The sequence below is a fragment of the Pseudomonas sp. UME65 genome, assembly GCF_014170225.1.
In the GTDB taxonomy this organism is placed as follows: domain Bacteria; phylum Pseudomonadota; class Gammaproteobacteria; order Pseudomonadales; family Pseudomonadaceae; genus Aquipseudomonas; species Aquipseudomonas protegens.
In genome coordinates this window covers 154395-178696 of the sequence record NZ_LZZQ01000010.1, presented here as the reverse complement: position 1 = coordinate 178696, position 24302 = coordinate 154395, and the positions used below count along the sequence as shown (strand labels likewise).

The following is a 24302-nucleotide window of genomic DNA, read 5'->3' as shown; positions in this document are numbered from 1 at the left end:
ATCAGCTCCCCAAGGTAACGCTGTAGCCGGTGCAATACGCGGCCTGGGCCTTGCTCGGGACTATGTCCTGCCAACCCCGCAGTTCAACCCGGGCCACGCCGGCCACATGCAGCTGGGCATCTATGGCTGAACGCGCCACCTCGATGCCCAGGCGCCGGCGTGGGTTGACCCAGGCGGCCAGCTTGCGCTCGGCCTCTGCCAGGGCGGCATCGCTTTCCGGGCCCGGCCCTTTCATGTGCAGCACCGCGTCGATGCGATACGGCAGTATCTGGGCGCTGTTCACCGTGACCCGATCCCCCAGCGGTCGCACGTCCTCGTCATTGAGGGCCGCGGCGACCGTCGCCAGCAGTTCCGGCGCCGCTGCGCCGTCACCTTCCAGGCTCATCACCGTAACCGTGACGCAGGCCGGTGACGGGCTTTCGGCCTCGGCGTCCGCCACCCGGGCCGAGGCATTGCGGGCATGCAGGATGTAGCTGTTGCGTGGCCCGGCGGTGGTCAGGCCTTCATAGGCCAGTTGGACACGCTCGCGCAGTGCGTCGTCGGCTTCCTTGACCTGCGCCACAGGCGGTACCGCTTGCAGGTCACCGGCCTGGATCACCAGGCGCTGCAGGTTGACGTTGGCGGCCAACTGATCCAGGTCCGTGCCTTGGGCATGGGCCAGCAGCAGCGCCTTGGCCGCATCGTTGACCCGGGCCCGCAACAGCATGTCGCCGTAGGCCGACAGCTCCAGTTGCTTGGTGACCGGATCGCTTTCCAGATTGGCCGTCCAGTTGTCGCCCATATAGCGGCGAAAGGTCGCCAGCTTGCCCTGATACAGCGCTTCAAAATCCAGGGTTTCCAGCACCTGCGGCGCCGGCAGTGCCGATAAATCCAGCATGCTCATGCCGTCACCTCCAAAACCGCGTCATTACCCAGGTAGCGGCCCGTCAGTTGGAAACTGACCTGGCCCTCCACCACCGCTACAACCTTTACCCGCTCCAGCTTCAAGCGGGGCTCCCAGCGCAACAGCGCCCGGGCGACTTCTGCCTGAACCGCGCTTTTCCAGCCACCGGTCACCGGCAAGTCGACATAACGGCGCAGGTTGCTGCCGTATTCAGGAAGCATCCGCCGGCTGCCCAAGGGCGTGGTCAGGATGTCCTCGATGGACTGCCGCAAATGCTCGATGCCGGACAGCGGCAAGCCGGTACGGCGATCCATTCCGATCATCGTGTTACTCCTGCAACTGAAAGTCCGGGTGCTGCTCCAGGTAGTCTCGGGCGAGGGTGTCGCTGACCGGTACCGATACCTCGCCCTGGGCCACCGACAGCGCGCGGCCATCCGCCAGGATCAGAATGCGCGAGGTGTAGAGGGTGTCGCGAAAGACCGCAGCGCCACTGTTGGCCGTGCGGCCGGCCTTTTTTTTCGGGATTGCCATGCTTTTCTCCGGGTACAAAAAATCCGCATTCGGCAGATTGATCGGGTTTATCGGGGTTGTAGGTTGGGTGGCCGGCGTTGATCGCCAAGGCGTCACTGCGGTGGAGCGGTTGCTCCGGGGCCGGGCATCACGGCTGGATGGATGTGGGTCGAGCCGACATTCACCCCGTTGTGCTTCAAGCTCGCACCGTTGATTTGCACCTCGCCATTCAAGGTGATTGCCCCCGTCAGGGTGATGCTGTCGGCGTTGCCGGTAATGCTGCTGTCCGTCACCAAGACCGAACTGGTGCCGACCTGAATCGTCACCGTGCCGCTGGGCAGGGAGATGCTGTAGCTCTTGGCCTGCCAGTCGTAGACCAGCGAGCCGCCATCATCGAAGCGCCAGACCTCGACGTGCTCGCGGTTATCCGGCTGGGCACCGGCATCGCCATATAGGCCGGGAACGAAGGTGCCCTGCGCCGGCTCGCCACTGGGGCTGATCAGTACGCCCTGCTCCCCCAGGCTCGGCGCCCGCCAGTGCCGGGCCTTGCCGGCGGCCTGGCTGTGCCAGCGAACCCAGGCGCTGGTCCAGCCCGCGCCATCGGATACCCGCAGTCTGCCCGCGGCAAGGTCCACGCCGACCACAGCGCAAGGCAGGATCAGGCCAGAAAGCATTCGGTCGTGAGTTGCGGTGACGTAATTCACGACATCTGCTCCGGCGCCTGATAGTGCCCCTCGTGACCGGGGCCGGTGTCGGGGCTGAAACCCAATACCAGTGTTCCCGGGGGTTGATCGGGCCAGGGCCATTGTTCCTGGCCCAGGTAGATGGACTGCTGCCATTGCACGGTCCACTCGGTTTTCGGCGCCGAATCCACGGCCGTGCCGGCTGGTTTGGCCCACACCGCCTTCGCACTATCGACAGAATCAAGATTCCAGTACTGGCAACGCAGCAGGTCCATGAGCTGCGCTGCCAGAACAACCGCCTGCAAGGAGGCTTGCGCAAGGCTCGGGTCAACCCGCACCCGGGCCTCGAAGGTCGCCCGCAGGCAACTACGGCCGTCGCCCGGATCAGCTCCCGGGTCCATGCCGGTGATTGCAAAGTAGATCGCTGTCTCGGCGGAGCCATCAACGGTCTCGGGAAATGCCTCGACCTTGTGCAGATGCGGCATGGCCGTCTTGATCGTGGACGTGATGGCCTCGGGTAGCTGCGTCAGTACGCTCATTGTCTGCTTCCAGAATCAGGCCGAAGCGGCCCCGGTGGCGAAAGCCCGGGGCGCACGACCATGTTGAGGGCGGTAGCCGCCCGGTGAGTCAAGGCTGGTCCGAATGGGAATCCCGGGAAGGCGGTTCGCATACCCCGATGCGCTTGGCCGCCCAGCGCTCATAAAGGCCGATGGCGACGTCGGCGCCGGCCATGGCGGTCAGGCAACCGAAGGCGCAGGCGGTCCAGATCGACACGCCGGCGGCATACAGCAGCATGATCGCCGAGACCCCGCAGACCACGCAGGCTCCGGAGCGCAGTGCCAGACGCCGCAGCAGCGACCAGCCACGGGCGCCCTCCTTGTCGGCGCGCCACATTTCACCGGAAACGCCACCGACCAGCGCCAGGACGATGACCAGCCAGATCGGCATGTCCAGCAACGCTTGTTGCTCGTTTGTCATTCACGTCTCCCGTGCGGATTGAGGCCAGCGAAATGGCCGGTTGATAGAAGGCTGATAACGATGTTTCAAAGGGTCCCTGTCTGTTGGTGGCCCACGTTAGGCAGGCATTCCAAAAAGCCCGGTCGCCCGGGCTTTTCAGTAATGCAAACCTTGGTCTTTCGGCACTACTGGTGCGGTACGGACCCATTCAAATTGTTCCTCCGACCGCGACCCTGTCCGCCGGATAACTGCTTTTGGTGCTTTACGCTGCACACCCGGGCCAGTTGCCAACCCTCTGAACCGTCGAGGCCGATTCATCGCTGCCTTTGCTTTGCCACTAAAGAGCGTCTTTGCAGCCGCTGTTGCGCGGCTTGAGGCTCATATTATGCATTCATGCATATGCAGTCAATGCGTAAATGCATTTATTTATGCGCAAGATTTGCTGAAATGCATGGGGGCGCATAAACAAAGGGCTGGGGATTTTTCGCGGGCAAAAAAAAGCCCGCTCAAGGGCGGGCTTTGTTCAAGAGGGCTGGCTTAGCGGGCGTACATGCCCCACCAGAAGACGTGACCGAGGATGCTGATCTGCTCTTCCTGGATCTCCTGGAAGCTGTAGTCCTCATCCGGGTGTTCATCGCGGTTGAAGCTGCGCAGGCGGATCCCTGTAGGTAGGCGATACAGCTGCTTCACCCGCAATTGGCCGTTGTGGTTGATCGCGTAGAGGTCGCCATCAACGATGTCGCCAATTGCGCATTTGCCGGCATTGACGCCCACCGTGGCGCCGTCCCGCAGCACCGGCAACATGCTGTTGCCACGCACCGTGACGCACTTGGCCTGGTCGAACTGCACGCCGTTGTGCCGCAGGCTGCGCTTTCCGAAGCGCAGGCTGGCGCGTTCGCTTTCCTCGATGACGAATCTTCCTGATCCAGCAGCCAATTCAACCTCGCGCAGAAAGGGAACCGACACCTCGTCGTCATCGACAGGGGTATCGTCGTCCCACAGGCTTATGTCCTTGAGTTCCGAATGAATCTCGTCACGGGGCGCAGCAGCCCGGGCAGGCGCGATATCCATGCGCCCACGCAACTGGTCGGTGCTCACCTGGAAGTATTCGGCGATCCGCGAGATGTGCTTATCCGAAGGATCGACGATCTTCCCGCTGAGAATCCGCGAGAGGGTGGATTGAGGCACACCGGTGCGACGGTGAAGCTCCGTGGGGGAGATTCCGTCACGATCCAGCAGCTCTCTTAAGACGGTAGAAACGTTGCGTATTTGCATAGAACGCATATTGCTCGAACTTTTAGTCAATGACAAATGCTGTTTTGCATATTTGTGCTGCATTTACCGGACAAACACAGTAGCGCCTTGGTGCCTGCGAGGCCAGGGCACCCATGGTAACCTTGCCGCCATCTGCAAAAAGCCGAGCCCAGCGCTCCTTTGCTTCACCCATTCAACGAATCCGCCTGAATACCGATGAGTAAAAATACCTCCGATCTGTCCTCCCACACGCCGATGATGCAGCAGTACTGGCGCCTCAAGAACCAGCACCCTGATCAGTTGATGTTCTACCGCATGGGCGACTTCTACGAGATCTTCTATGAAGACGCGAAGAAGGCCGCCAAGCTGCTGGACATCACCCTGACGGCGCGCGGGCAGTCGGCCGGCCAGGCGATTCCCATGTGCGGTATTCCCTACCACGCCGCCGAGGGCTACCTGGCCAAGCTGGTAAAGCTCGGCGAGTCGGTGGTGATCTGCGAACAGGTGGGGGACCCGGCGACCAGCAAGGGCCCGGTGGAACGCCAGGTGGTGCGTATCATCACGCCAGGCACCGTGAGTGACGAGGCTCTGCTGGATGAGCGCCGCGACAACCTGATCGCCGCCGTGCTGGGCGACGAGCGTCTGTTCGGCCTGGCGGTGCTGGACATCACCAGCGGCAACTTCAGCGTCCTGGAGATCAAGGGCTGGGAGAATTTGCTGGCCGAGTTGGAACGCATCAACCCAGTGGAGCTGCTGATCCCCGATGACTGGCCACAAGGCTTGCCGGCAGAAAAACGCCGCGGTGTGCGACGCCGTGCCCCCTGGGATTTCGAGCGGGACTCGGCGCACAAGAGCCTCTGCCAGCAGTTCTCTACCCAGGACCTCAAGGGCTTTGGCTGCGAAACCCTGACCCTGGCCATCGGCGCCGCCGGTTGCCTGCTCAGCTATGCCAAGGAAACCCAGCGTACCGCCCTGCCCCACCTGCGCAGCCTGCGTCATGAGCGCCTGGATGACACCGTGGTGCTGGACGGTGCCAGCCGTCGCAACCTGGAACTGGACACCAACCTGGCGGGCGGGCGGGACAACACCCTGCAATCGGTGGTCGATCGCTGCCAGACCGCCATGGGCAGCCGTTTGCTGACCCGCTGGCTGAACCGCCCGCTGCGCGACCTCAAGGTCCTGGAAGCGCGCCAATCCTCCATTACTTGCCTGCTGGACGGCTACCGTTTCGAACGGTTGCAACCGCAGTTGAAGGAAATCGGCGATATCGAGCGGATTCTGGCGCGAATCGGCCTGCGCAATGCCCGTCCGCGGGACTTGGCCCGTCTACGTGATGCCCTGGCTGCACTGCCGGAGCTGCAAGAAGCCATGACCGAACTGGAGGCCACTCACCTCAATCAGCTGGCTGCCACCACCAGCACCTACCCGGAGCTGGCCGCTCTGCTGGCCAAGGCCATCATCGACAACCCGCCGGCGGTGATCCGTGACGGCGGTGTACTCAAGACCGGCTACGACGCCGAGCTCGACGAGCTGCAGTCGCTGAGCGAGAACGCCGGACAGTTCCTGATTGACCTGGAAGCCCGCGAGAAAGCCCGTACCGGCCTGGCCAACCTCAAGGTCGGCTACAACCGTATCCATGGCTATTTCATCGAGCTGCCAAGCAAGCAGGCCGAACAGGCCCCGGCGGACTACATTCGCCGCCAGACATTGAAAGGCGCCGAGCGCTTCATCACTCCGGAACTCAAGGCGTTCGAAGACAAGGCGCTATCGGCCAAGAGCCGTGCCCTGGCCCGGGAGAAGATGCTCTACGACGCGCTGCTGGAAACCCTGATCAGCCATTTGCCGCCGTTGCAGGATACCGCTGGTGCCCTGGCTGAGCTGGACGTGTTGAGCAACCTGGCCGAGCGCGCCTTGAACCTGGACCTCAACTGCCCACGTTTTGTCAGCGAACCTTGCATGCGCATCACCCAGGGTCGTCACCCAGTGGTGGAGCAAGTGTTGACCACGCCTTTCGTGGCCAACGACCTGAGCCTGGACGACAACACGCGGATGCTGGTGATCACCGGTCCGAACATGGGCGGTAAATCCACCTATATGCGCCAGACGGCCCTGATCGTGCTGCTGGCCCATATCGGCAGCTTCGTCCCGGCGGCTAGCTGCGAGCTGTCCCTGGTGGACCGGATCTTCACCCGTATCGGCTCCAGCGACGACCTGGCCGGCGGCCGTTCGACCTTCATGGTGGAAATGAGCGAAACCGCGAACATCCTGCACAACGCAACGGAACGCAGCCTGGTGCTGATGGACGAAGTGGGACGCGGTACCAGCACCTTTGACGGACTTTCCCTGGCCTGGGCTGCGGCAGAACGTCTCGCCCACCTGCGCGCCTATACCCTGTTCGCCACCCACTATTTCGAACTGACGGTACTGCCGGAAAGCGAGCCGCTGGTGGCCAACGTGCACCTCAATGCCACCGAGCACAATGAGCGCATTGTGTTCCTGCACCATGTCCTTCCAGGCCCAGCCAGCCAGAGCTATGGGCTGGCGGTAGCCCAGCTGGCCGGGGTTCCCAGCGCAGTCATCACCCGCGCCCGGGAGCACTTGAGCCGCCTGGAAACCACCAGCTTGCCCCATGAAGTGGCGCCTCAAGCACCGGGCAAACCCTCGGTTCCGCAACAAAGCGACATGTTCGCCAGCCTGCCGCACCCGGTGCTCGACGACCTGGCCAAGCTGGATCTGGATGACATGACGCCACGCCGAGCGCTGGAAATGCTCTATACATTGAAGACACGCATCTAACGCGAACGCCTTCAAGCTGTTAGAATCTCGCGCGGTTTGGGATGCTGCGGACTATTAGCCTGGTTGCGCAGACTATCGCTCCCAAACCTGGCGACCCCGTCATGTAGGGGCTCCGCTGCCGCCGCCTGAGGAGAGAATTAGAAATGACCTTCGTCGTCACCGACAACTGCATCAAGTGCAAGTACACCGACTGCGTAGAAGTCTGTCCGGTGGACTGCTTTTACGAAGGCCCGAACTTCCTGGTGATTCACCCGGATGAGTGCATTGATTGCGCACTGTGTGAGCCTGAATGCCCCGCTGTAGCGATTTTCTCCGAGGATGAAGTCCCGGAAGAGATGCAAGAATTCATTCAGTTGAACGTCGAGCTGGCAGAGATCTGGCCGAATATCACTGAAAAGAAAGATCCGTTGCCGGATGCCGAAGAGTGGGATGGCGTCAAAGGCAAGATCAAGGATCTCGAACGCTGATTCCCCCCGCGTTCCCAAAAGGCCCCTTGCGGGCCTTTTTGCGTTTCTGGGGCAAGGAAATGCCGGCGGGACTTTTCGACAGACGAAAAAAAGGGGCGGTATGACCCGCCCACATTTTTCCCTAGTCCCTGTGTTCCTTTTCATCGTCCTGATGAATCGCTTCCTGCGATGTCCTGACCATCGTCCTTGATGGCTGTGTCTATCCGTCGACACAGGGCTGATATTAGAGAGTTCCCCGGCAAGAGCAATCGCACTATTCGTGTGAAACTTTGTCGAAACTCATAGCCATTCATAAAAAATATTATATAAATCAATAATATAAAAAACAGCCTACGCAAAACTAGACAACGCAGAAGTAGCCGAGAACCGAATGCGTACGAAAAAGTAATCTTTGGCTTACATGACGGTTGAGAGTTAAGCCAACTTCTCTGGCAATAGCCCATTCAAAACCACAAGCTGCGTGCAATAAAAAGCCCCGAGTCGATCGGGGCTCTTGTGAATCGATCCAGTGGCTACTGAAACAGCGACTCACTGGACAATCCATTCTTCTCGAGAATTTCCCGAAGGCGCTTGAGCCCTTCAACCTGGATCTGCCGAACCCGCTCACGGGTCAGACCGATCTCCAGGCCCACATCTTCAAGGGTGCTGCTCTCGTGTCCACGCAGACCGAAGCGTCGAACCACCACTTCGCGCTGCTTCTCGGTCAATTCGGAAAGCCACTGATCGATACTTTGTGACAGATCGTCGTCCTGCAACAGCTCACAAGGATCTGTCGGACGGTCGTCGGTCAGGGTATCCAGCAGGGTCTTGTCCGAATCCGGGCCCAGGGAGACATCAACCGAAGAAACCCGCTCGTTCAGGCCGAGCATGCGCTTGACTTCGGCCACCGGCTTCTCCAGCAGGTTGGCGATTTCTTCGGGGGAGGGTTCATGATCGAGTTTTTGCGTCAACTCACGGGCGGCGCGCAAGTAGACGTTGAGTTCTTTGACCACATGGATCGGCAACCGGATGGTCCGGGTCTGATTCATGATGGCCCGCTCGATGGTCTGACGAATCCACCAGGTGGCATAGGTCGAGAAGCGGAAGCCGCGTTCCGGATCGAACTTCTCCACCGCTCGGATCAGCCCGAGGTTGCCCTCTTCGATCAGGTCCAGCAGCGACAGGCCACGATTGACATAGCGCCGGGCGATTTTCACCACCAGCCGCAAGTTGCTTTCAATCATGCGCTTGCGCCCGGCCGGATCACCACTTTGCGACAACCGCGCAAAGTGCACTTCCTCTTCGGGGGAGAGCAATGGAGAAAAACCAATTTCATTGAGGTACAGCTGCGTCGCATCGAGTGCACGCGTGTAATCAATGTATTTGTGTTGCTTTAATGAAGCGGAGCTTTTGGATTTGGTGCGAACGGAAGGTGGAGTTGCCCCCTCATTATTCGACATCGAATCCATATCGATGCTGCTCTCCATAAGGAGAACCTCATCGTCGATGTCAAACTCCGGCACTTCTTTACTGAGAGCCATTGTTATAGTCCTTTGGTGAGTTCGACCTCAGGCTCAAGCGGCGCCTTTATCCCTGGCAACGCTGGAGCCTGTTCCCTCTACGTGAGCGGAACAGGCTGGTAACGGATCAACGACGTGGCAGGAATTGCAGCGGATCTACAGGTTTACCTTGTCGGCGAATCTCAAAGTGCAGTTTCACCCGGTCTGTACCAGTTGATCCCATCTCGGCAATTGTCTGTCCGACTTTGACCTGCTGTCCCTCCCGAACCAATAGCTTGCGGTTGTGGCCGTAAGCACTGACGTAGGTTTCGTTGTGTTTGATGATGACTAATTCGCCGTAGCCCCTTAAGCCACTCCCGGCGTAAACCACCGTCCCATCAGACGCAGCTAAAACAGGCTGTCCCAAATCTCCGGCGATATCAATGCCTTTATTCAAACTACCGTTTGAAGAAAATTTTCCAATCAGAACACCGTTCGAAGGCCATCCCCAACCCGTAGGAGCGGGGCCCGCGGGGGTAGCCGGAGCAGGCGCCGGCTTGCTCGCAGGGCTGGTGGTGGTCGCAGTTGCAGGCGTTGTCGTGGTGCCTGCCGGGCGACGAATGACCGTGGTCTTGCTGGAGGAGGAGGCACTGGACTGGGTGCTGGTAACAACCGTCGCCGGCGTAGTACCAGTGCGGCCGTCAAAGCGAATGACCTGCCCGGGATGGATGGTATAAGGCTCGGCGATGTTGTTGCGAGCGGCCAGCGCCTTGTAGTCCCAGCCATAGCGGAAGGCAATGGAAAACAAGGTGTCTCCGCGACGCACCGCGTACTGCCCGGTGGTCACCGTAGGACGCTGCGGCGCAACAGTGTTACTGCGCTCGACCACCCCCACGCTGCTGGATTTGGTGCTGGAGCAACCGACCAACAAGGAACTCAAGGCAAGGCCAATCATCAGTCGCTGAAAGCTTGTTGTACCCATACGCTGCGCAATGACTGTGAGACTCACCCGCCGCTCCCTTTGTGGTGGTTGACGATATAGATTGCCTGACTCAGGCGTGAAGTGACGCAAGTATAACTGGACACAGGCGCTTTACCGCTGGCCCAGCACAAGGACAGCCGCAAGAACCTGCCTCTGACCGTCGTATCACTCATTGACGATCGATACGGCACTAAGACACAGCCCGCCAGACAGAATTCACCCCAGCCTGATAAATGCCTTCAGGCCAGGGGACCATTGAGCAACGGCACAAAACGCACCGCCCCCAGGACGTGCCGGGCAAAGCCCTGTTCTTCACGGATGATCAGCATCAACTGCTGCACCTCCCCTGCCCCCACCGGAATCACCAGGCGCCCGCCAGGCGCGAGTTGATCGAGCAGGGCCTGGGGGATATCGGTGGCGACGGCAGTGACGATGATGCCGTTATAGGGCGCCAGCGCCGGCCAGCCTTCCCAGCCGTCGCCCCAGCGAAACACGACGTTGCGCAGGTTCAATTCCTGCAGGCGCTCCTTGGCCCGGTCTTGCAGGACCTTGATCCGCTCCACCGAAAACACCCGCTCCACCAGCTGCGACAACACCGCCGTCTGGTAGCCCGAGCCGGTACCGATCTCCAGTACCTTGTCCAGCGGCCCGGCCGCCAGCAGCAGCTCACTCATGCGGGCCACCATATAAGGCTGGGAGATGGTCTGGTTGTGGCCGATCGGCAGCGCCGTGTCTTCATAGGCACGATGGGCCAGGGCCTCATCGACAAACAGATGCCGCGGTGTGCGCCGAATCACTTCCAGTACCTGAGGGTTGGACAGCCCCTCGTCATACAAGCGCTGGATCAGGCGTTCGCGGGTACGCTGGGAAGTCATGCCGATTCCCCGCCGCAGCAGATCGTCTTGCTCGCGAGCCATCAGCGCAGCCCCTCCAACCAGCCATCCAGACTCCTGAACGCGTCATTGAAGGTGCGATCCAGCTGCAGCGGCGTGACAGACACGTAGCCTTGCATCACTGCATGAAAGTCGGTGCCGGGCCCGCCATCCTCGGCGTCGCCGGCGGCAGCGATCCAGTAACCCGCCTTGCCGCGGGGGTCGACCACCTTCATCGGTGCCGCAGCACGGGCGCGATGGCCCAGGCGGGTCAGCTGGATGCCCCGAATATGATCAAGCGGCAGATTGGGAATATTCACGTTCAACACCGTCCGTGGTGGTAAATCCAGCAAGCCCTGGGCTTGCACCAGCTTGCGCGCGAAATAGGCTGCGGTAGCAAGGTTCTCCACCTGGCGCGAGACCAGCGAAAAGGCGATCGCAGGGCGTTGCAGGAAGCGCCCTTCCAATGCAGCGGCGACCGTCCCGGAGTACAGCACGTCATCACCGAGGTTGGCCCCCAGGTTGATGCCCGACACCACCATGTCCGGGTCATGCTCCAGCAGGCCGTTGAGCCCCAGGTGAACACAGTCGGTGGGGGTGCCATTGATGCTGATAAAGCCGTTGCCAAGGGTGTGCGGATGCAACGGACGGTCGAGCGTCAGCGAGCTGCTGGCGCCGCTTTTGTCTTGATCCGGAGCGATAACCACGCACTCGGCGTAATCCGCCAGCGCAGCGTGCAACGCCGCGATACCGGGTGCAGTTACCCCATCATCGTTAGAAATCAGAATGCGCATGAGCTGTCCGTCTGCCCCACCGGCACCAGATCGACGAGTTCACGCACCAAGGCGGTGGCGAAACATCCGGCCGGGAGGACGAATTCCAGTTGCAGAATATCAGGCTCGGGATAATGCCACGTCAAACCGCCAATGGGCAGCCGCAGGATGCGTCGTTCGTGGCTCATGCCGGCTTTTATCAGCCATTCGCACAGTGCCGCCTCGCGGTCGGCCATCTGCTGTTCAAGTTCATGAACCGCACCACCCGCCGGAGACTCGCCTTCGCCCCACAACGGGCCTGTGGGATGCAAGTCAAGAATTGCCAGGCGCGGATCCGTGCATTCATCCGGGCCGGCCATGAAAAAGCTGCGGCTGTCGGTAAATGCCAGCAAGTCGCCCACTTGCGCCTGCTGCCAAGTGCCGTCCGCCACTCGCGCTGCCAGCGCCTGGTTGAACAGGTAGCTGCGGGCGGTGGACAACAGGCGCGAACGCACATTGCGCTGCTCCGGCAGCGCTTGACGGGCAGCCCAGCTACGGGCGTCCGCCAGGTTGCCACCGTCGTGGCCGAAGCGCTGGGCGCCGAAATAGTTGGGAATACCTTGAGCGGCAATCCTCTTCAGGCGCTCGTCGATGGCTGCCTGATCCGCCTTGAGCTCTGTCAGGCGCAAGGTAAAGCCATTGGCGGCATGGGCCCCACGCTGCAATTTGCGCTTGTGGCGGGTGGCCTCGAGGATCTTCAGAGTGTGATTTTCCGCTGCGCCAAGATCCGGATCGGCCTTGCCCGGCAGTTGCACACTGAACCACTGGCGGGTCAGCGCCTGGCGATCCTTGAGCCCGGCATAGCTGACAGTGCGCAACGACACCCCCGCCGCCTTGGCGATCCGCCGCGCCGCTTCCTCGGTGTTCAAGCCGCGTTTTTCCACCCACAGCCACAGATGCTCGCCTTCCCCGCTCAGCGGGATATCGAGTACTTCATCAACCTGGAAGTCTTCGGCAGTGGCCTTGAGTACGGCGCTGCCCAGGGCATCGCCATAGGCCCGCGGGCCCAACAATTGCAATTCATTCATGGGCGTTGCAACAAGGCCACGGAATGCACGGCGATGCCTTCCTCGCGGCCGACAAAGCCGAGTTTTTCGGTGGTGGTTGCCTTCACGTTCACCTGGTCCAGCTCGACCTGCAGGTCCTCGGCAATCAAGGCCCGCATGGTTTCAATGTGAGGTGCCATTTTCGGTGCCTGGGCGACGATGGTGTTGTCGACGTTGCCGATCTTCCAGCCCTTGGCATGAATCAGCGCGACAACATGACGCAGCAGGACACGGCTGTCGGCGCCCTTGAACTGCGGATCGGTGTCCGGAAAGTGCTTGCCGATATCACCCAGCGCGGCAGCGCCCAGAAGGGCATCACTGAGTGCGTGTAACAGCACATCACCATCGGAGTGCGCGAGCAGCCCGAAATGGTGGGCAATACGAACCCCCCCCAACGTGATGAAGTCGCCCTCAGCGAAACGGTGCACATCGTAGCCGTGGCCAATACGCATAAAAAAACGCCCCGAAAAAGTCAGGGCGTGATTCTACCTGCTTTGGCAGGTATTAGGCGTTAAGAGCACGTGCATGGTGCTGCAAGTGGTCGTCTATGAAACTGGCGATAAAGAAGTAGCTGTGGTCGTACCCCGGCTGCATCCGCAACGTCAGCTCATGCCCGGCATTCTTTGCCGCTTGCTGCAAGACCTCAGGCTTGAGCTGGCCGGCGAGGAAGTCGTCACGATCCCCCTGATCCACCAGCAACGGCAGCTTCTCGGTGGCTTCGGCGATCAGCACGCTGGCATCCCACTCGCGCCAGCGTGAGCGCTCCTCCCCCAGGTAACGGGAAAACGCCTTCTGCCCCCAGGGGCAATCCATCGGGTTGCTGATGGGAGCGAAGGCCGAAACCGACTGATAGCGCCCCGGATTACGCAGCGCGCACACCAATGCCCCGTGACCGCCCATGGAGTGCCCGCTGATCCCACGCTTGTGCGAAGCGGGAAAATGCGCCTCCACCAGCTCCGGCAGCTCGTTCACCACATAATCGTGCATCCGGTAATGCTGGGCCCAGGGCTCCTGCGTCGCGTTCAGGTAGAACCCGGCACCCAGACCGAAATCCCAGGCACCGTCCGGGTCACCGGGCACGCCGGGGCCACGCGGGCTGGTATCCGGAGCGACGATGATCAAGCCCAGCTCGGCAGCCATGCGTTGAGCCCCGGCCTTGTGCATGAAGTTCTCGTCGGTACAGGTCAGGCCGGACAACCAGTAAAGCACCGGCAGCTTGCCGCCCTGCTCGGCCTGGGGCGGCAAATACACGGCGAACACCATGTCACAGCCCAGCACCCGGGAATGATGCTTGTAGCGTTTATGCCAGCCGCCGAAGCTTTTCTGGCAGGAAAGGTTTTCCAGACTCATGGCAGACCTCCAGCGGCACGCCGCAAGCCATGGGCCGCAGCGGAACTCCCGCTTGGCGCCTGTGGCTTGCCGCTTGCCGCTGCTCTTAGAAGTGAATGACGGAGCGAATGCTCTTGCCTTCGTGCATCAGGTCGAACGCCTTGTTGATATCTTCCAGGCCCATGGTGTGGGTGATGAAGGTATCCAGGGGGATCTCGCCGGTCTGGGACATTTCCACGTAGCTTGGCAGCTCGCTGCGCCCGCGCACGCCACCAAAGGCTGAGCCGCGCCATACCCGGCCGGTCACCAATTGGAAGGGACGGGTGGAGATTTCCTGGCCGGCACCGGCCACGCCGATGATTACCGATTCGCCCCAGCCCTTGTGGCAGCACTCCAGGGCCGCACGCATCAATTGCACATTGCCGATGCACTCGAAGGAGAAATCCACGCCGCCATCAGTCATGTCGACAATGACCTCCTGAATCGGACGGTCGAAATCCTTCGGATTGACGCAGTCGGTGGCGCCCAGTTGCTTGGCGATCTCGAACTTGGCCGGGTTGATATCGATGGCGATGATACGCCCGGCCTTGGCCTTGACCGCACCGATGACCGCCGACAGCCCAATGCCGCCCAGGCCGAAGATGGCCACGGTGTCACCGGCCTTGACCTTGGCGGTGTTGATCACCGCTCCGATCCCGGTGGTCACGCCGCACCCCAGCAGGCAGACCTTTTCCAGCGGCGCTTCCTTGGGAATCTTGGCCACGGAGATTTCCGGGAGCACGGTGTACTCGGAAAAGGTCGAGGTACCCATGTAGTGGAAAATCGGCTGACCCTTGTAGGAAAAACGCGTGGTGCCATCAGGCATCAGGCCCTTGCCCTGGGTGGCGCGAATGGCCTGACAGAGGTTGGTCTTGCCCGACAGACAGAATTTGCACTTGCCGCATTCCGGGGTGTACAGCGGGATCACATGGTCACCCACAGCCACCGAGGTCACGCCCTCGCCCACCGCCTCAACCACCGCACCGCCTTCGTGGCCGAGGATCGCCGGGAATATGCCTTCAGGGTCGGCACCAGACAGCGTGTAGGCGTCGGTGTGGCAGACGCCGGAGGCGACGACCCGCAGCAGCACCTCGCCCGCCTTGGGCATGGCGACATCCACTTCGACGATTTCCAGCGGCTTCTTGGCCTCGAAGGCTACGGCAGCACGTGACTTGATCATCCTGACTCTCCAGCGAATAAAAACGAGGCACAGAGTGTAAAACAGCGCAATGCGATGAATAATCCAGGCAAAAGCAAAACATTATTGCTGTATGGGGACAATCAATGAATGACAACCGTTGGGAAGGTATCGACGAATTTGTCGCGGTCGCCGAATGCAGCCAGTTCACCGCTGCCGCCGAGCGCCTGGGGGTCTCTTCGTCCCATATCAGCCGTCAGGTGGCACGGCTTGAGGAGCGCTTGCAGACTCGCCTGCTGTATCGCAGTACCCGCCGGGTAACCCTGACCGAGGCCGGGCAGACCTTTCTCCAGCATTGCCAACGTCTGCAGGATGGTCGCGAGGAGGCCCTGCGGGCCGTAGGCGACCTGACCAGCGAGCCCAAGGGCATGCTGCGCATGACCTGTGCAGTGGCCTACGGCGAGCGTTTTATCGTGCCGCTGGTTACCCGGTTCATGAGCCTTTATCCGCAGTTGCGGGTGGATATAGAGCTCAGCAACCGCCCCCTGGACCTGGTGCATGAAGGGCTGGACCTGGCGATTCGCTTGGGGCGCCTGCTGGACTCGCGCCTGGTCGCCACTCGCCTGGCCCCACGCCGCATGTACCTATGCGCCTCGCCCTCCTACCTGGAACGTTATGGACGCCCACACAGCCTGTCGGAGTTGAGCCGGCACAACTGCCTGATCGGCAGCTCGGATATCTGGCAATTGGAACTGGATGGGCGCGAATTTTCGCAACGGGTGCAGGGTAATTGGCGCTGCAACAGCGGGCAGGCGGTGCTGGACGCGGCCTTGCAAGGGGTGGGGCTGTGCCAGTTGCCGGACTACTACGTCCTGGAGCACTTGCAGAACGGTACGCTGATTTCCTTGCTGGAAGCTCACCAACCGCCCAACACCGCAGTCTGGGCGCTGTACCCGCAGCAACGGCACCTGTCACCGAAAGTGCGCAAGCTGGTGGATTATCTGAAACAAGGGCTGGCGCAGCGCCCGGAATACCGCGACCTGTAGCTGCTGCCGCAGGCGGTGACAAGGCCCGCAGGGCCTTCAGGGCCTCAAGAGCGGCGCCTCCTTCCGAGTCGTTCGCAGCCTGCACCAGCAGCTACAAGGTGCAGCGCAAGCCAGCAGTCAGCGGCGGTTGGACCAGCGCTGGCGCAACCATTCCAGGTCTTCGGGACGGGTGACCTTGAGGTTATCCGAGCGGCCTTCGATCAGGCGCGGCGCCTGGCCGGCCCATTCCATCGCCGAAGCTTCATCGGTAATCGCCACATCGGCCACCAGGCTGTCGGCCAGGGCACGATGCAGGGCACCGAGGCGGAACATCTGCGGTGTGTAGGCTTGCCAGATCAAACTGCGGTCAACGGTTTCCAGCACTCGACCGTGCTTGTCCACACGTTTCAGGGTGTCCCGGGCCGGAACTGCGAGCAGCCCCCCCACCGGGTCATCCACCAACTCACCCAGCAGTTTGTCCAGGTCATCCCGGGAAAGATTGGGCCGGGCGGCATCGTGAACCAGCACCCAGTCGTCATCGGCAGCGCCCTGGGCGTGCAGATGGAGCAAGGCATTGAGCACCGAGCCGGAACGCTCAGCACCACCTTCGACCCGCTGGATCCGCGAATCATGGGCGCAAGCCAGGGCCGGCCAGTAAAGATCATCAACCGCCAGGCTGACCACCAGCCCCTTGAGGCCGGGGTGGTCGAGAAAGCAGCCCAGGCTGTGTTCAAGAATTGTGCGTCCACCCAGTTGCAGGTACTGCTTGGGGCGGTCCGCGGCCATACGGGCACCAACGCCCGCGGCAGGAATCACGGCCCAGAAGGCCGGCAATACGTCGCTCATTGGGCCAACTGGTAGAGGGTTTCACCCTCCTTGACCATACCCAACTCATGGCGAGCCCGTTCTTCCACGGTCTCCATGCCTTTTTTCAGCTCCATGACTTCCGCATCGAGTACGCGATTTCGTTCCAGCAAACGCTCGTTTTCAGCGTGCTGGTCGGCAATCTGCTGAGTCAGGTCAGCAACCTGGGCCAAGCTGCCGTTCCCCACCCACAGGCGGTACTGCAAGCCAGCCAGCAGCAAGAGCAAGACCAGGAACAACCAATTGGGACTGCGCATCGAATATCGGGTATCCAGTGAAAAAAGACAGCCATGCCAACAACTTCGGACCTACTGATAGCACGAAGCCTGGAAGACCCAGGCTTGTGCTCTTAAGGCATCAGATTAGTGGCAAAAAACTCGCTGTAGCGATTTTCCCGACACAATCCGGTGTCTTTTTACCATCTACTGCTTAGCCGCGAAACTCACCGCGACCGTTGTACTTGGCCTTGCCGTTCAATTGCTCTTCGATACGCAGCAATTGGTTGTACTTGGAAACGCGGTCGGAACGGCACAGGGAGCCGGTCTTGATCTGGCCAGCCGAGGTACCCACGGCCAGGTCGGCGATGGTCGAATCTTCGGTTTCACCGGAACGGTGGGAGATAACCGCAGTGTAGCCGGCAGCCTTGGCCATCTGGATGGCTTCCAGGGTTTCGGTCAGGGTGCCGATCTGGTTGAACTTGATCAGGATCGAGTTGGCGATCTTCTTGTCGATGCCTTCTTTCAGGATCTTGGTGTTGGTCACGAACAGGTCGTCGCCGACCAGTTGAACCTTCTCGCCGATCTTGTCGGTAAGGATTTTCCAGCCGGCCCAGTCGGACTCGTCCAGGCCGTCTTCGATGGAGATGATCGGGTAGCGCTGGGTCAGACCTTTGAGGTACTCGGCGAAACCTTCGGCGGTGAACACCTGGCCTTCGCCGGACAGGTTGTACTTGCCATCTTCATAGAATTCGCTTGCAGCGCAGTCCAGGGCCAGGGTCACGTCGGTGCCCAGGGTGTAACCGGCGTTGGCCACGGCTTCGGAGATCACTTTCAGAGCGTCTTCGTTGGAAGCCAGGTTCGGTGCAAAACCGCCTTCGTCACCCACTGCGGTGTTCAGGCCACGGGCCTTCAGCACGGCTTTGAGGTGATGGAAGATTTCGGTGCCCATGCGCAGGCCTTCCGAGAAGGACTTGGCGCCAACCGGCTGCACCATGAACTCCTGGATGTCGACGTTGTTATCGGCGTGCTCGCCACCGTTGATGATGTTCATCATCGGTACCGGCATCGAGTAGACGCCCGGAGTGCCATTGAGGTTGGCGATGTGGGCGTACAGCGGCAGGTCCTGGTCCTGAGCGGCGGCCTTGGCAGCAGCCAGGGACACGGCGAGGATCGCGTTGGCGCCCAGGGTGGCCTTGTTCTCGGTACCGTCGAGCTTGATCATGGCCTGATCCAGGGCCTTCTGATCGATCGGGTCCTTACCCAGCAGCAGGTCGCGGATCGGACCGTTGATGTTGGCTACCGCCTTGAGCACGCCCTTGCCCAGGTAACGGCTCTTGTCGCCATCACGCAGCTCCAGCGCTTCGCGCGAGCCGGTGGAAGCACCGGACGGCGCGCATGCACTGCCGATGATGCCGTTGTCGAGAAGCACGTCCGCTTCGACAGTGGGGTTGCCACGGGAGTCGAGAACTTCACGACCTTTGATGTCGACGATTTTTGCCATTGTTGTAAACACTCCAAAGTTGACGAAAACGACGCAGCTGTAGGAAATCTTTTACCGTCGGCAAGGCGGGGAAAGCGGGCAGTCTTGCAGACGATAAGGCTCAGGCCCGGGGGCCTGAGCAATAATCGTGCGGTACTTTACCGGAGAAATCGGTTTTACGCGGTTTCTACCGTCGGAAAACTCTTGACCAGCTCGTCCAGGGCCTTGAGCTGGGCCAGGAACGGCTCGAGCTTGTCCAGGCGCAGGGCGCAAGGACCGTCGCACTTGGCGTTGTCCGGATCCGGATGGGCTTCGAGGAACAGCCCGGCAAGAGACTGGCTCATGCCGGCCTTGGCCAGGTCGGTGACCTGGGCCCGGCGACCGCCAGCGGAGTCGGCGCGACCACCCGGCATCTGCAGGGCGTGGGTCACATCGAAGAACACCGGGTATTCGAACTGCTTCATGATGCCGAAGCCGAGCATGTCCACGACCAGGTTGTTGTAGCCGAAGCTGGAACCGCGCTCGCAGAGGATCAACTGATCGTTGCCCGCCTCTTCGCACTTGCTCAGGATGTGTTTCATTTCCTGGGGTGCGAGGAACTGGGCTTTCTTGATGTTGATCACCGCGCCGGTCTTGGCCATGGCCACCACCAGGTCGGTCTGCCGCGAAAGGAAGGCCGGCAGCTGGATGATGTCGCAGACTTCGGCGACCACGGCAGCCTGGGCCGGCTCGTGGACGTCAGTGATGATCGGCACGCCAAAGGCCTGCTTCACGTCTTCGAAAATCCGCATGCCTTCTTCCAGGCCCGGGCCACGGTAGGAGGTCACCGACGAACGGTTGGCCTTGTCGAAACTGGCCTTGAACACGTAGGGGATACCGAGCTTCTCGGTGACCCGCACGTATTCTTCACAGACCTGCATCGCCATGTCGCGGCTTTCCAGCACGTTCATGCCGCCGAACAGCACCATCGGCTTGTCGTTGGCGATCTCGATGTTGCCTACGCGGATGATCTTCTGCGCCATCAGGGTCACGCCTTCTTCTGGTGTTGAGCCAATGCTGCTTTGACGAAACCGCTGAACAGTGGGTGGCCGTCACGGGGAGTCGAGGTGAACTCGGGGTGGAACTGGCAAGCGACGAACCATGGATGATCCTGGGCCTCGACCACTTCAACCAGCGCGCCGTCACCCGAGCGACCGGAGATCTTCAGGCCAGCTTCGATCAGTTGCGGCAGCAGCTTGTTGTTCACTTCGTAGCGGTGACGGTGACGCTCGATGATCACGTCCTTGGCGTAGCAGTCGTGGACCTTGGAGCCCGCTTCCAGCAAGCATTCCTGAGCGCCCAGACGCATGGTGCCGCCCAGGTCGGAAGCTTCGGTACGCACTTCAACGGCACCGGTGGCGTCTTCCCACTCGGTGATCAGGCCGACGACCGGATGGCCGCTGGTGCGATCGAACTCGGTGGAGTTGGCGTCTTTCCAGCCCATGACATTACGGGCGAACTCGATGACCGCCACTTGCATGCCCAGGCAGATACCCAGGTACGGCACCTTGTTCTCGCGAGCGTATTGCACCGCGGTGATCTTGCCTTCCACGCCACGCAGGCCGAAACCGCCTGGAACCAGGATCGCGTCGACGCCTTCCAGCAGCGCGGTGCCCTGGTTCTCGATGTCTTCGGAATCGATGTAGCGCAGGTTGACCTTGGTACGGTTGGTAATGCCGGCATGACTCATCGCTTCGATCAGCGACTTGTAGGCGTCCAGCAGTTCCATGTACTTGCCGACCATGGCGATGGTGACTTCGTGCTCTGGGTTGAGCTTGGCGTCCACCACTTTTTCCCACTCGGACAGGTCAGCACCGTTGCACTGCAGGCCGAAACGCTCGACGACGAAATCGTCCAGGCCCTGGGCGTGCAGCACGGCCGGGATCTTGTAGATGGTGTCGACGTCTTCCAGGGAGATCACCGCACGCTCTTCAACGTTGGTGAACAGCGCGATCTTGCGGCGCGACGACACATCCACCGGATGGTCGGAGCGGCAGATCAGCACGTCCGGCTGCAAGCCGATCGAACGCAGCTCTTTTACCGAGTGCTGGGTCGGCTTGGTCTTGGTCTCGCCAGCGGTGGCGATGTACGGAACCAGCGTCAGGTGCATCAGCATCGCGCGCTTGGAACCGACTTCCACACGCAGTTGACGGATGGCTTCGAGGAACGGTTGCGACTCGATGTCACCCACGGTACCGCCGATTTCCACCAAGGCCACGTCGGCATCGCCGGCGCCCTTGATGATGCGACGCTTGATCTCGTCGGTGATGTGCGGAATCACCTGGATGGTGGCACCCAGATAATCACCACGGCGCTCCTTGCGCAGCACGTGCTCGTACACGCGGCCGGTGGTGAAGTTGTTGTTCTGGGTCATGGTCGTGCGGATGAACCGCTCGTAGTGGCCCAGGTCCAGGTCGGTCTCGGCGCCGTCGTGGGTGACGAACACTTCACCGTGCTGGAACGGGCTCATGGTGCCCGGGTCGACGTTGATGTACGGGTCCAGCTTGAGCATGGTGACCTTAAGCCCCCGCGCCTCCAGGATGGCCGCCAATGAAGCCGAGGCAATGCCTTTCCCCAATGAAGAAACAACACCGCCCGTGACGAATATGTAGCGCGTCATGAAAAACCCTAGAAGTCTGCGTTAAAGCGGTCAGTGCCGCCGGGGAAAGCGAAGGAAGGCCGAAGCCCCCGATCACCTGCATTAATCACAGTGCACCTTTCAAAAAAACCGCCGCGTGGTGACAGACCGGATGCAAAAACACCGGTAGGTTGCTCGCTACACATTTTTTGGAATCGCCCAGCAAAGACTGCTTGGTAATCGGCAACTCCTGCAATTCAGGCGAATCCACAGAAGTTGTATCAAGAAGGGAGCGTAGTCTACCGGAAAGCCCCTTTCAGCTCAAACCTTGATCGCTGGTTGGTGGCAGCCATTGCAATGGCCAGCCACCCTGGGGGTTTGTCGCAAGTGCCGGCAGGTTCGCCACCGCGAGCAAGCGGTCGTCCTGATACAGCAGCGGCAATCTGCCACGGACGAAACCCGGCAGCCCGCTTTCATTGAGCAAACGCTTCAAGTCCCGATGGCCGCGGCCGGCCAGGTGCATGATCTCGCCCCCCTGGCGATAGCGGATATGCAGCGACCCGGTCGGCACTGGCCCAGGGAACGACACCTGACCGTTGCCCGGCAGATGCAAGGGCTTTTGCGGATCGAGCCACTGCAACCGTCCGTCGACCGGTTGCAGCCAGCTGCCGGACAGCCACCAGACTCGCCCTGCCGCACGATGCAACTCGCCATCGGCCAAACGCCACACCGGTCGCCCTTCGGCACCCGCATCTCGCAGGCTGTCCCAGCCACGCCAGTGATCGGTATCCGGCAAACGGCCAAACCGGCTCAACCAATGGCTCAAGGCATTGCGTTGGCGCGCGCCCGACAAAGACTGCAAAGGTGCCAGAGCCAGTGAGGGCAGATCCAGCCAGGGCCAGACGCTAGCACCGCGGGCTGCATCCAGATCCATGAGCGCCAGCTCATCGAGCAGGCCCTGGGCTTCATTCAAGTGCGCGGCGCTGCGGCTCATGCTGAGTGCCGCCTGGGGCCAGCGCGCGGTAATCGCCGGCATGACCTGGTGGCGCAGGTAATTGCGCGAATACTGATGATCGGCGTTGGATGGGTCTTCGACCCAGCTCAACTGATGCTCCACGGCGTAGCACTGCAGTTCGGCACGTGACACATCAAGCAAGGGTCGCAGCAGGTGCCCGTCGCCCAATGGCCGCGCTGACGGCATTGCCGACAAGCCCCTGACTCCGGCACCGCGCAGCAGGCGGAACAGCAGCGTTTCCGCCTGGTCGTCACGATGCTGCGCCGTCAGCAGCACTTCAGTGCTCGCCGTGAGCCGTGCGAAAGCGCCATAGCGTGCCTCGCGGGCGGCGCGCTCCAGGCTGGCACCGGCTGGCACCTGGACGCGAAGCACCTGCAGCGGCACCCCCAGCGCATCACAGAAGGCCTGACAATGCTCCGGCCAGGCGTCGGCCGCAGCCTGAAGCCCATGATGGATATGCACAGCCGAAAGTGGAGGAAGGCGATGGTGCTGCGCCAGATCGGCGAGCAGATGCAACAGGACGGTGGAATCCAGGCCACCGGAGAAAGCCACGCGCCAACTCCTGGAGTCGCGCCAGGGCGCGAGGCTTTGCAGTAGTTTGGCGGAGAGAGCGTTCATGACGTGTTCAAGACCTGTAGGAGCGGCCGGGTGGCGTACTGCTTGCCCGCATAAGCAACAACGCCGCCATCGAATCGATGGCGGCGCCTGGGTCGCGAACGAGCGTGCCCCTACAAGGGGAGGCAGTGCTCGATCAGAGACCGTAGCTCATCAGGCGGTCATAGCGACGGGCCAGCAAGGTGTCGTTGTCCATTTCCTTGAGCATGGCCAGCTGCGTGCTGAGTTCGGCACGGATCGAGGCCGCTGCGGCAGCCGGATCCCGATGGGCACCGCCCAATGGCTCGCCGATGACCTTGTCGACAATACCCAGGCCTTTGAGGCGCTCGGCGGTAATACCCATGGCTTCGGCGGCATCGGCAGCCTTTTCCGAGGTTTTCCACAGGATCGAGGCGCAGCCTTCCGGCGAGATCACCGCGTAGGTGGAGTACTGCAGCATGTTCAACTGGTCACAGACACCGATGGCCAAGGCACCGCCAGAACCACCTTCACCGATCACGGTGGCGATGATCGGAGTCTTCAGGCGCGCCATGACTCGCAGGTTCCAGGCAATGGCCTCGCTCTGGTTGCGCTCTTCAGCGTCGATGCCCGGATAGGCGCCCGGAGTGTCGATGAAGGTCAGGATCGGCATCTTGAAGCGCTCGGCCATTTCCATCAGGCGGCAGGCCTTGCGGTAGCCTTCCGGACGCGGCATGCCGAAGTTGCGGCGGACCTTTTCGCGTACTTCACGGCCTTTCTGGTGCCCGATGATCATTACCGGCTGCTCGTCCAGGCGAGCAACGCCGCCTACGATGGCGGCGTCGTCAGAGAAGTGGCGATCGCCATGCAGCTCGTCGAACTCGGTGAAGATGTGCTGGATGTAGTCCAGGGTGTACGGGCGACGCGGGTGCCGCGCCAGACGTGCGATCTGCCAGCTGGTGAGCTTGCCGAAGATGTCCTCGGTCAGGGTGTTGCTCTTGTCCTGCAGGCGGGAAATCTCATCGCCGATATTCAGCGAATTGTCATTACCGACCAAGCGCAACTCTTCGATCTTGGCTTGCAGGTCGGCGATCGGCTGTTCGAAATCAAGAAAATTCGGGTTCATAGGCGTCCGTCTGGGCTCGACGTCCAAGGGAGCTTGGGCCGGCCGGTTGTCTATTCGCGCCCTACCTTAAGGGACGGACGCGTTGAGGTCGAGATTAAAAATTCAAGTGACGATGAGGCGCAATGATGGCACCTCACC

The 24302-nt window shown here is 61.1% G+C and carries 25 protein-coding genes; 3 read left to right on the top strand and 22 right to left on the bottom strand.

Features of this window, described 5'->3' with window-relative positions; genetic code table 11:
* Position 1: 1 nt before the first annotated feature.
* From A9971_RS08500 to A9971_RS08470, 7 genes are all read right to left on the bottom strand, one after another.
* Positions 2 to 883 (bottom strand): baseplate J/gp47 family protein, encoded by an 882-nt coding sequence (locus A9971_RS08500; protein ID WP_053149296.1) that lies wholly within the window; start codon positions 881 to 883, stop codon positions 2 to 4.
* The gene (locus tag A9971_RS08495; RefSeq protein ID WP_015634349.1) at positions 880 to 1206 is read right to left on the bottom strand and encodes a GPW/gp25 family protein; all 327 of its coding nucleotides are present in this window, start codon (positions 1204 to 1206) and stop codon (positions 880 to 882) included. The genes A9971_RS08500 and A9971_RS08495 overlap by 4 nt, the downstream gene beginning before the upstream one ends.
* Positions 1207 to 1210: 4 nt before the next feature.
* On the bottom strand, positions 1211 to 1414 hold the full coding sequence (locus A9971_RS08490; protein ID WP_015634348.1) for a hypothetical protein: 204 nt from the start codon (positions 1412 to 1414) through the stop codon (positions 1211 to 1213).
* Positions 1415 to 1506: 92 nt separating this feature from the next.
* A complete protein-coding gene (locus tag A9971_RS08485) occupies positions 1507 to 2097 on the bottom strand; it encodes a phage baseplate assembly protein V (RefSeq protein ID WP_041751979.1) in 591 nt (196 codons plus the stop codon).
* Positions 2094 to 2615: a hypothetical protein gene (locus tag A9971_RS08480; protein WP_041751978.1), complete on the bottom strand. Its 522-nt coding sequence runs from the start codon at positions 2613 to 2615 to the stop codon at positions 2094 to 2096. Before A9971_RS08480 ends, A9971_RS08485 begins: the two co-directional genes overlap by 4 nt.
* Positions 2616 to 2703: 88 nt before the next feature.
* Positions 2704 to 3054: a phage holin family protein gene (locus A9971_RS08475; protein WP_011059558.1), complete on the bottom strand. Its 351-nt coding sequence runs from the start codon at positions 3052 to 3054 to the stop codon at positions 2704 to 2706.
* A 516-nt stretch (positions 3055 to 3570) separates the two neighbouring features.
* Positions 3571 to 4317 carry an XRE family transcriptional regulator gene (locus A9971_RS08470; RefSeq protein WP_041751977.1) on the bottom strand — a complete coding sequence of 249 codons (747 nt, stop codon included), beginning with the start codon at positions 4315 to 4317 and terminating at the stop codon, positions 3571 to 3573.
* 186 nt (positions 4318 to 4503) lie between these two features.
* On the opposite strand from A9971_RS08470, the gene mutS reads away from it, so the two are divergent.
* The gene (gene mutS, locus A9971_RS08465; RefSeq protein ID WP_053156555.1) at positions 4504 to 7083 is read left to right on the top strand and encodes a DNA mismatch repair protein MutS; all 2580 of its coding nucleotides are present in this window, start codon (positions 4504 to 4506) and stop codon (positions 7081 to 7083) included.
* Positions 7084 to 7226: 143 nt separating this feature from the next.
* Entirely contained in the window at positions 7227 to 7550 is a 324-nt protein-coding gene (fdxA, locus tag A9971_RS08460) for a ferredoxin FdxA (protein ID WP_011059555.1), read from the top strand.
* A gap of 512 nt (positions 7551 to 8062) precedes the next feature.
* Here the strand turns inward: fdxA and rpoS are convergent.
* The 8 genes from rpoS to A9971_RS08420 form a co-directional block, all read right to left on the bottom strand.
* Entirely contained in the window at positions 8063 to 9070 is a 1008-nt protein-coding gene (gene rpoS, locus A9971_RS08455; protein WP_011059554.1) for an RNA polymerase sigma factor RpoS, read from the bottom strand.
* A gap of 106 nt (positions 9071 to 9176) precedes the next feature.
* Complete coding sequence (locus A9971_RS08450; RefSeq protein WP_183001392.1) at positions 9177 to 10037, bottom strand: peptidoglycan DD-metalloendopeptidase family protein; 861 nt, start codon at positions 10035 to 10037, stop codon at positions 9177 to 9179.
* 212 nt (positions 10038 to 10249) lie between these two features.
* On the bottom strand, positions 10250 to 10885 hold the full coding sequence (locus A9971_RS08445) for a protein-L-isoaspartate(D-aspartate) O-methyltransferase (RefSeq protein WP_169892832.1): 636 nt from the start codon (positions 10883 to 10885) through the stop codon (positions 10250 to 10252).
* Positions 10886 to 10926: 41 nt separating this feature from the next.
* Positions 10927 to 11676, bottom strand: coding sequence for a 5'/3'-nucleotidase SurE (gene surE, locus A9971_RS08440; protein WP_011059551.1), 750 nt, complete (start codon positions 11674 to 11676; stop codon positions 10927 to 10929).
* Positions 11664 to 12722, bottom strand: coding sequence for a tRNA pseudouridine(13) synthase TruD (gene truD, locus A9971_RS08435; RefSeq protein WP_053149271.1), 1059 nt, complete (start codon positions 12720 to 12722; stop codon positions 11664 to 11666). The genes surE and truD overlap by 13 nt, the downstream gene beginning before the upstream one ends.
* The gene (ispF, locus tag A9971_RS08430) at positions 12719 to 13192 is read right to left on the bottom strand and encodes a 2-C-methyl-D-erythritol 2,4-cyclodiphosphate synthase (RefSeq protein WP_011059549.1); all 474 of its coding nucleotides are present in this window, start codon (positions 13190 to 13192) and stop codon (positions 12719 to 12721) included. Before ispF ends, truD begins: the two co-directional genes overlap by 4 nt.
* Before the next feature lie 52 nt (positions 13193 to 13244).
* A complete protein-coding gene (gene fghA, locus A9971_RS08425) occupies positions 13245 to 14090 on the bottom strand; it encodes an S-formylglutathione hydrolase (protein WP_041116226.1) in 846 nt (281 codons plus the stop codon).
* Positions 14091 to 14175: 85 nt separating this feature from the next.
* On the bottom strand, positions 14176 to 15288 hold the full coding sequence (locus tag A9971_RS08420) for an S-(hydroxymethyl)glutathione dehydrogenase/class III alcohol dehydrogenase (RefSeq protein WP_011059547.1): 1113 nt from the start codon (positions 15286 to 15288) through the stop codon (positions 14176 to 14178).
* Between the two features lie 104 nt (positions 15289 to 15392).
* Here A9971_RS08420 and A9971_RS08415 point away from each other — a divergent pair, with 104 nt between their 5' ends.
* Positions 15393 to 16292, top strand: coding sequence for a LysR substrate-binding domain-containing protein (locus A9971_RS08415; protein WP_183001391.1), 900 nt, complete (start codon positions 15393 to 15395; stop codon positions 16290 to 16292).
* Between the two features lie 117 nt (positions 16293 to 16409).
* On the opposite strand, the gene ispD is transcribed toward A9971_RS08415, so the two are convergent.
* From ispD to A9971_RS08380, 7 genes are all read right to left on the bottom strand, one after another.
* Positions 16410 to 17117: a 2-C-methyl-D-erythritol 4-phosphate cytidylyltransferase gene (gene ispD, locus A9971_RS08410; RefSeq protein ID WP_183001390.1), complete on the bottom strand. Its 708-nt coding sequence runs from the start codon at positions 17115 to 17117 to the stop codon at positions 16410 to 16412.
* Complete coding sequence (ftsB, locus tag A9971_RS08405; protein WP_011059544.1) at positions 17114 to 17392, bottom strand: cell division protein FtsB; 279 nt, start codon at positions 17390 to 17392, stop codon at positions 17114 to 17116. The genes ispD and ftsB overlap by 4 nt, the downstream gene beginning before the upstream one ends.
* Positions 17393 to 17564: 172 nt before the next feature.
* Entirely contained in the window at positions 17565 to 18854 is a 1290-nt protein-coding gene (gene eno, locus A9971_RS08400) for a phosphopyruvate hydratase (RefSeq protein ID WP_011059543.1), read from the bottom strand.
* Positions 18855 to 19009: 155 nt separating this feature from the next.
* A complete protein-coding gene (gene kdsA / locus A9971_RS08395) occupies positions 19010 to 19855 on the bottom strand; it encodes a 3-deoxy-8-phosphooctulonate synthase (protein ID WP_011059542.1) in 846 nt (281 codons plus the stop codon).
* A gap of 5 nt (positions 19856 to 19860) precedes the next feature.
* Complete coding sequence (locus A9971_RS08390; RefSeq protein ID WP_011059541.1) at positions 19861 to 21492, bottom strand: CTP synthase; 1632 nt, start codon at positions 21490 to 21492, stop codon at positions 19861 to 19863.
* 274 nt (positions 21493 to 21766) lie between these two features.
* The gene (tilS, locus tag A9971_RS08385) at positions 21767 to 23083 is read right to left on the bottom strand and encodes a tRNA lysidine(34) synthetase TilS (RefSeq protein WP_152685983.1); all 1317 of its coding nucleotides are present in this window, start codon (positions 23081 to 23083) and stop codon (positions 21767 to 21769) included.
* A gap of 133 nt (positions 23084 to 23216) precedes the next feature.
* Positions 23217 to 24164, bottom strand: coding sequence for an acetyl-CoA carboxylase carboxyltransferase subunit alpha (locus tag A9971_RS08380; protein WP_011059539.1), 948 nt, complete (start codon positions 24162 to 24164; stop codon positions 23217 to 23219).
* Positions 24165 to 24302 lie beyond the last annotated feature (138 nt).

What these genes read in the sequence shown, in the direction of transcription:
- A9971_RS08500 (WP_053149296.1), bottom strand. Translation starts at nt 883, where the DNA reads ATGAGCATGCTGGATTTATCGGCACTGCCGGCGCCGCAGGTGCTGGAA.
- A9971_RS08495 (WP_015634349.1), bottom strand. Translation starts at nt 1,206, where the DNA reads ATGATCGGAATGGATCGCCGTACCGGCTTGCCGCTGTCCGGCATCGAG.
- A9971_RS08490 (WP_015634348.1), bottom strand. Translation starts at nt 1,414, where the DNA reads ATGGCAATCCCGAAAAAAAAGGCCGGCCGCACGGCCAACAGTGGCGCT.
- A9971_RS08480 (WP_041751978.1), bottom strand. Translation starts at nt 2,615, where the DNA reads ATGAGCGTACTGACGCAGCTACCCGAGGCCATCACGTCCACGATCAAG.
- A9971_RS08475 (WP_011059558.1), bottom strand. Translation starts at nt 3,054, where the DNA reads ATGACAAACGAGCAACAAGCGTTGCTGGACATGCCGATCTGGCTGGTC.
- A9971_RS08470 (WP_041751977.1), bottom strand. Translation starts at nt 4,317, where the DNA reads ATGCGTTCTATGCAAATACGCAACGTTTCTACCGTCTTAAGAGAGCTG.
- mutS (WP_053156555.1), top strand. Translation starts at nt 4,504, where the DNA reads ATGAGTAAAAATACCTCCGATCTGTCCTCCCACACGCCGATGATGCAG.
- fdxA (WP_011059555.1), top strand. Translation starts at nt 7,227, where the DNA reads ATGACCTTCGTCGTCACCGACAACTGCATCAAGTGCAAGTACACCGAC.
- rpoS (WP_011059554.1), bottom strand. Translation starts at nt 9,070, where the DNA reads ATGGCTCTCAGTAAAGAAGTGCCGGAGTTTGACATCGACGATGAGGTT.
- A9971_RS08445 (WP_169892832.1), bottom strand. Translation starts at nt 10,885, where the DNA reads ATGACTTCCCAGCGTACCCGCGAACGCCTGATCCAGCGCTTGTATGAC.
- surE (WP_011059551.1), bottom strand. Translation starts at nt 11,676, where the DNA reads ATGCGCATTCTGATTTCTAACGATGATGGGGTAACTGCACCCGGTATC.
- truD (WP_053149271.1), bottom strand. Translation starts at nt 12,722, where the DNA reads ATGAATGAATTGCAATTGTTGGGCCCGCGGGCCTATGGCGATGCCCTG.
- ispF (WP_011059549.1), bottom strand. Translation starts at nt 13,192, where the DNA reads ATGCGTATTGGCCACGGCTACGATGTGCACCGTTTCGCTGAGGGCGAC.
- fghA (WP_041116226.1), bottom strand. Translation starts at nt 14,090, where the DNA reads ATGAGTCTGGAAAACCTTTCCTGCCAGAAAAGCTTCGGCGGCTGGCAT.
- A9971_RS08420 (WP_011059547.1), bottom strand. Translation starts at nt 15,288, where the DNA reads ATGATCAAGTCACGTGCTGCCGTAGCCTTCGAGGCCAAGAAGCCGCTG.
- A9971_RS08415 (WP_183001391.1), top strand. Translation starts at nt 15,393, where the DNA reads ATGAATGACAACCGTTGGGAAGGTATCGACGAATTTGTCGCGGTCGCC.
- ispD (WP_183001390.1), bottom strand. Translation starts at nt 17,117, where the DNA reads ATGAGCGACGTATTGCCGGCCTTCTGGGCCGTGATTCCTGCCGCGGGC.
- ftsB (WP_011059544.1), bottom strand. Translation starts at nt 17,392, where the DNA reads ATGCGCAGTCCCAATTGGTTGTTCCTGGTCTTGCTCTTGCTGCTGGCT.
- eno (WP_011059543.1), bottom strand. Translation starts at nt 18,854, where the DNA reads ATGGCAAAAATCGTCGACATCAAAGGTCGTGAAGTTCTCGACTCCCGT.
- kdsA (WP_011059542.1), bottom strand. Translation starts at nt 19,855, where the DNA reads ATGGCGCAGAAGATCATCCGCGTAGGCAACATCGAGATCGCCAACGAC.
- A9971_RS08390 (WP_011059541.1), bottom strand. Translation starts at nt 21,492, where the DNA reads ATGACGCGCTACATATTCGTCACGGGCGGTGTTGTTTCTTCATTGGGG.
- tilS (WP_152685983.1), bottom strand. Translation starts at nt 23,083, where the DNA reads ATGAACGCTCTCTCCGCCAAACTACTGCAAAGCCTCGCGCCCTGGCGC.
- A9971_RS08380 (WP_011059539.1), bottom strand. Translation starts at nt 24,164, where the DNA reads ATGAACCCGAATTTTCTTGATTTCGAACAGCCGATCGCCGACCTGCAA.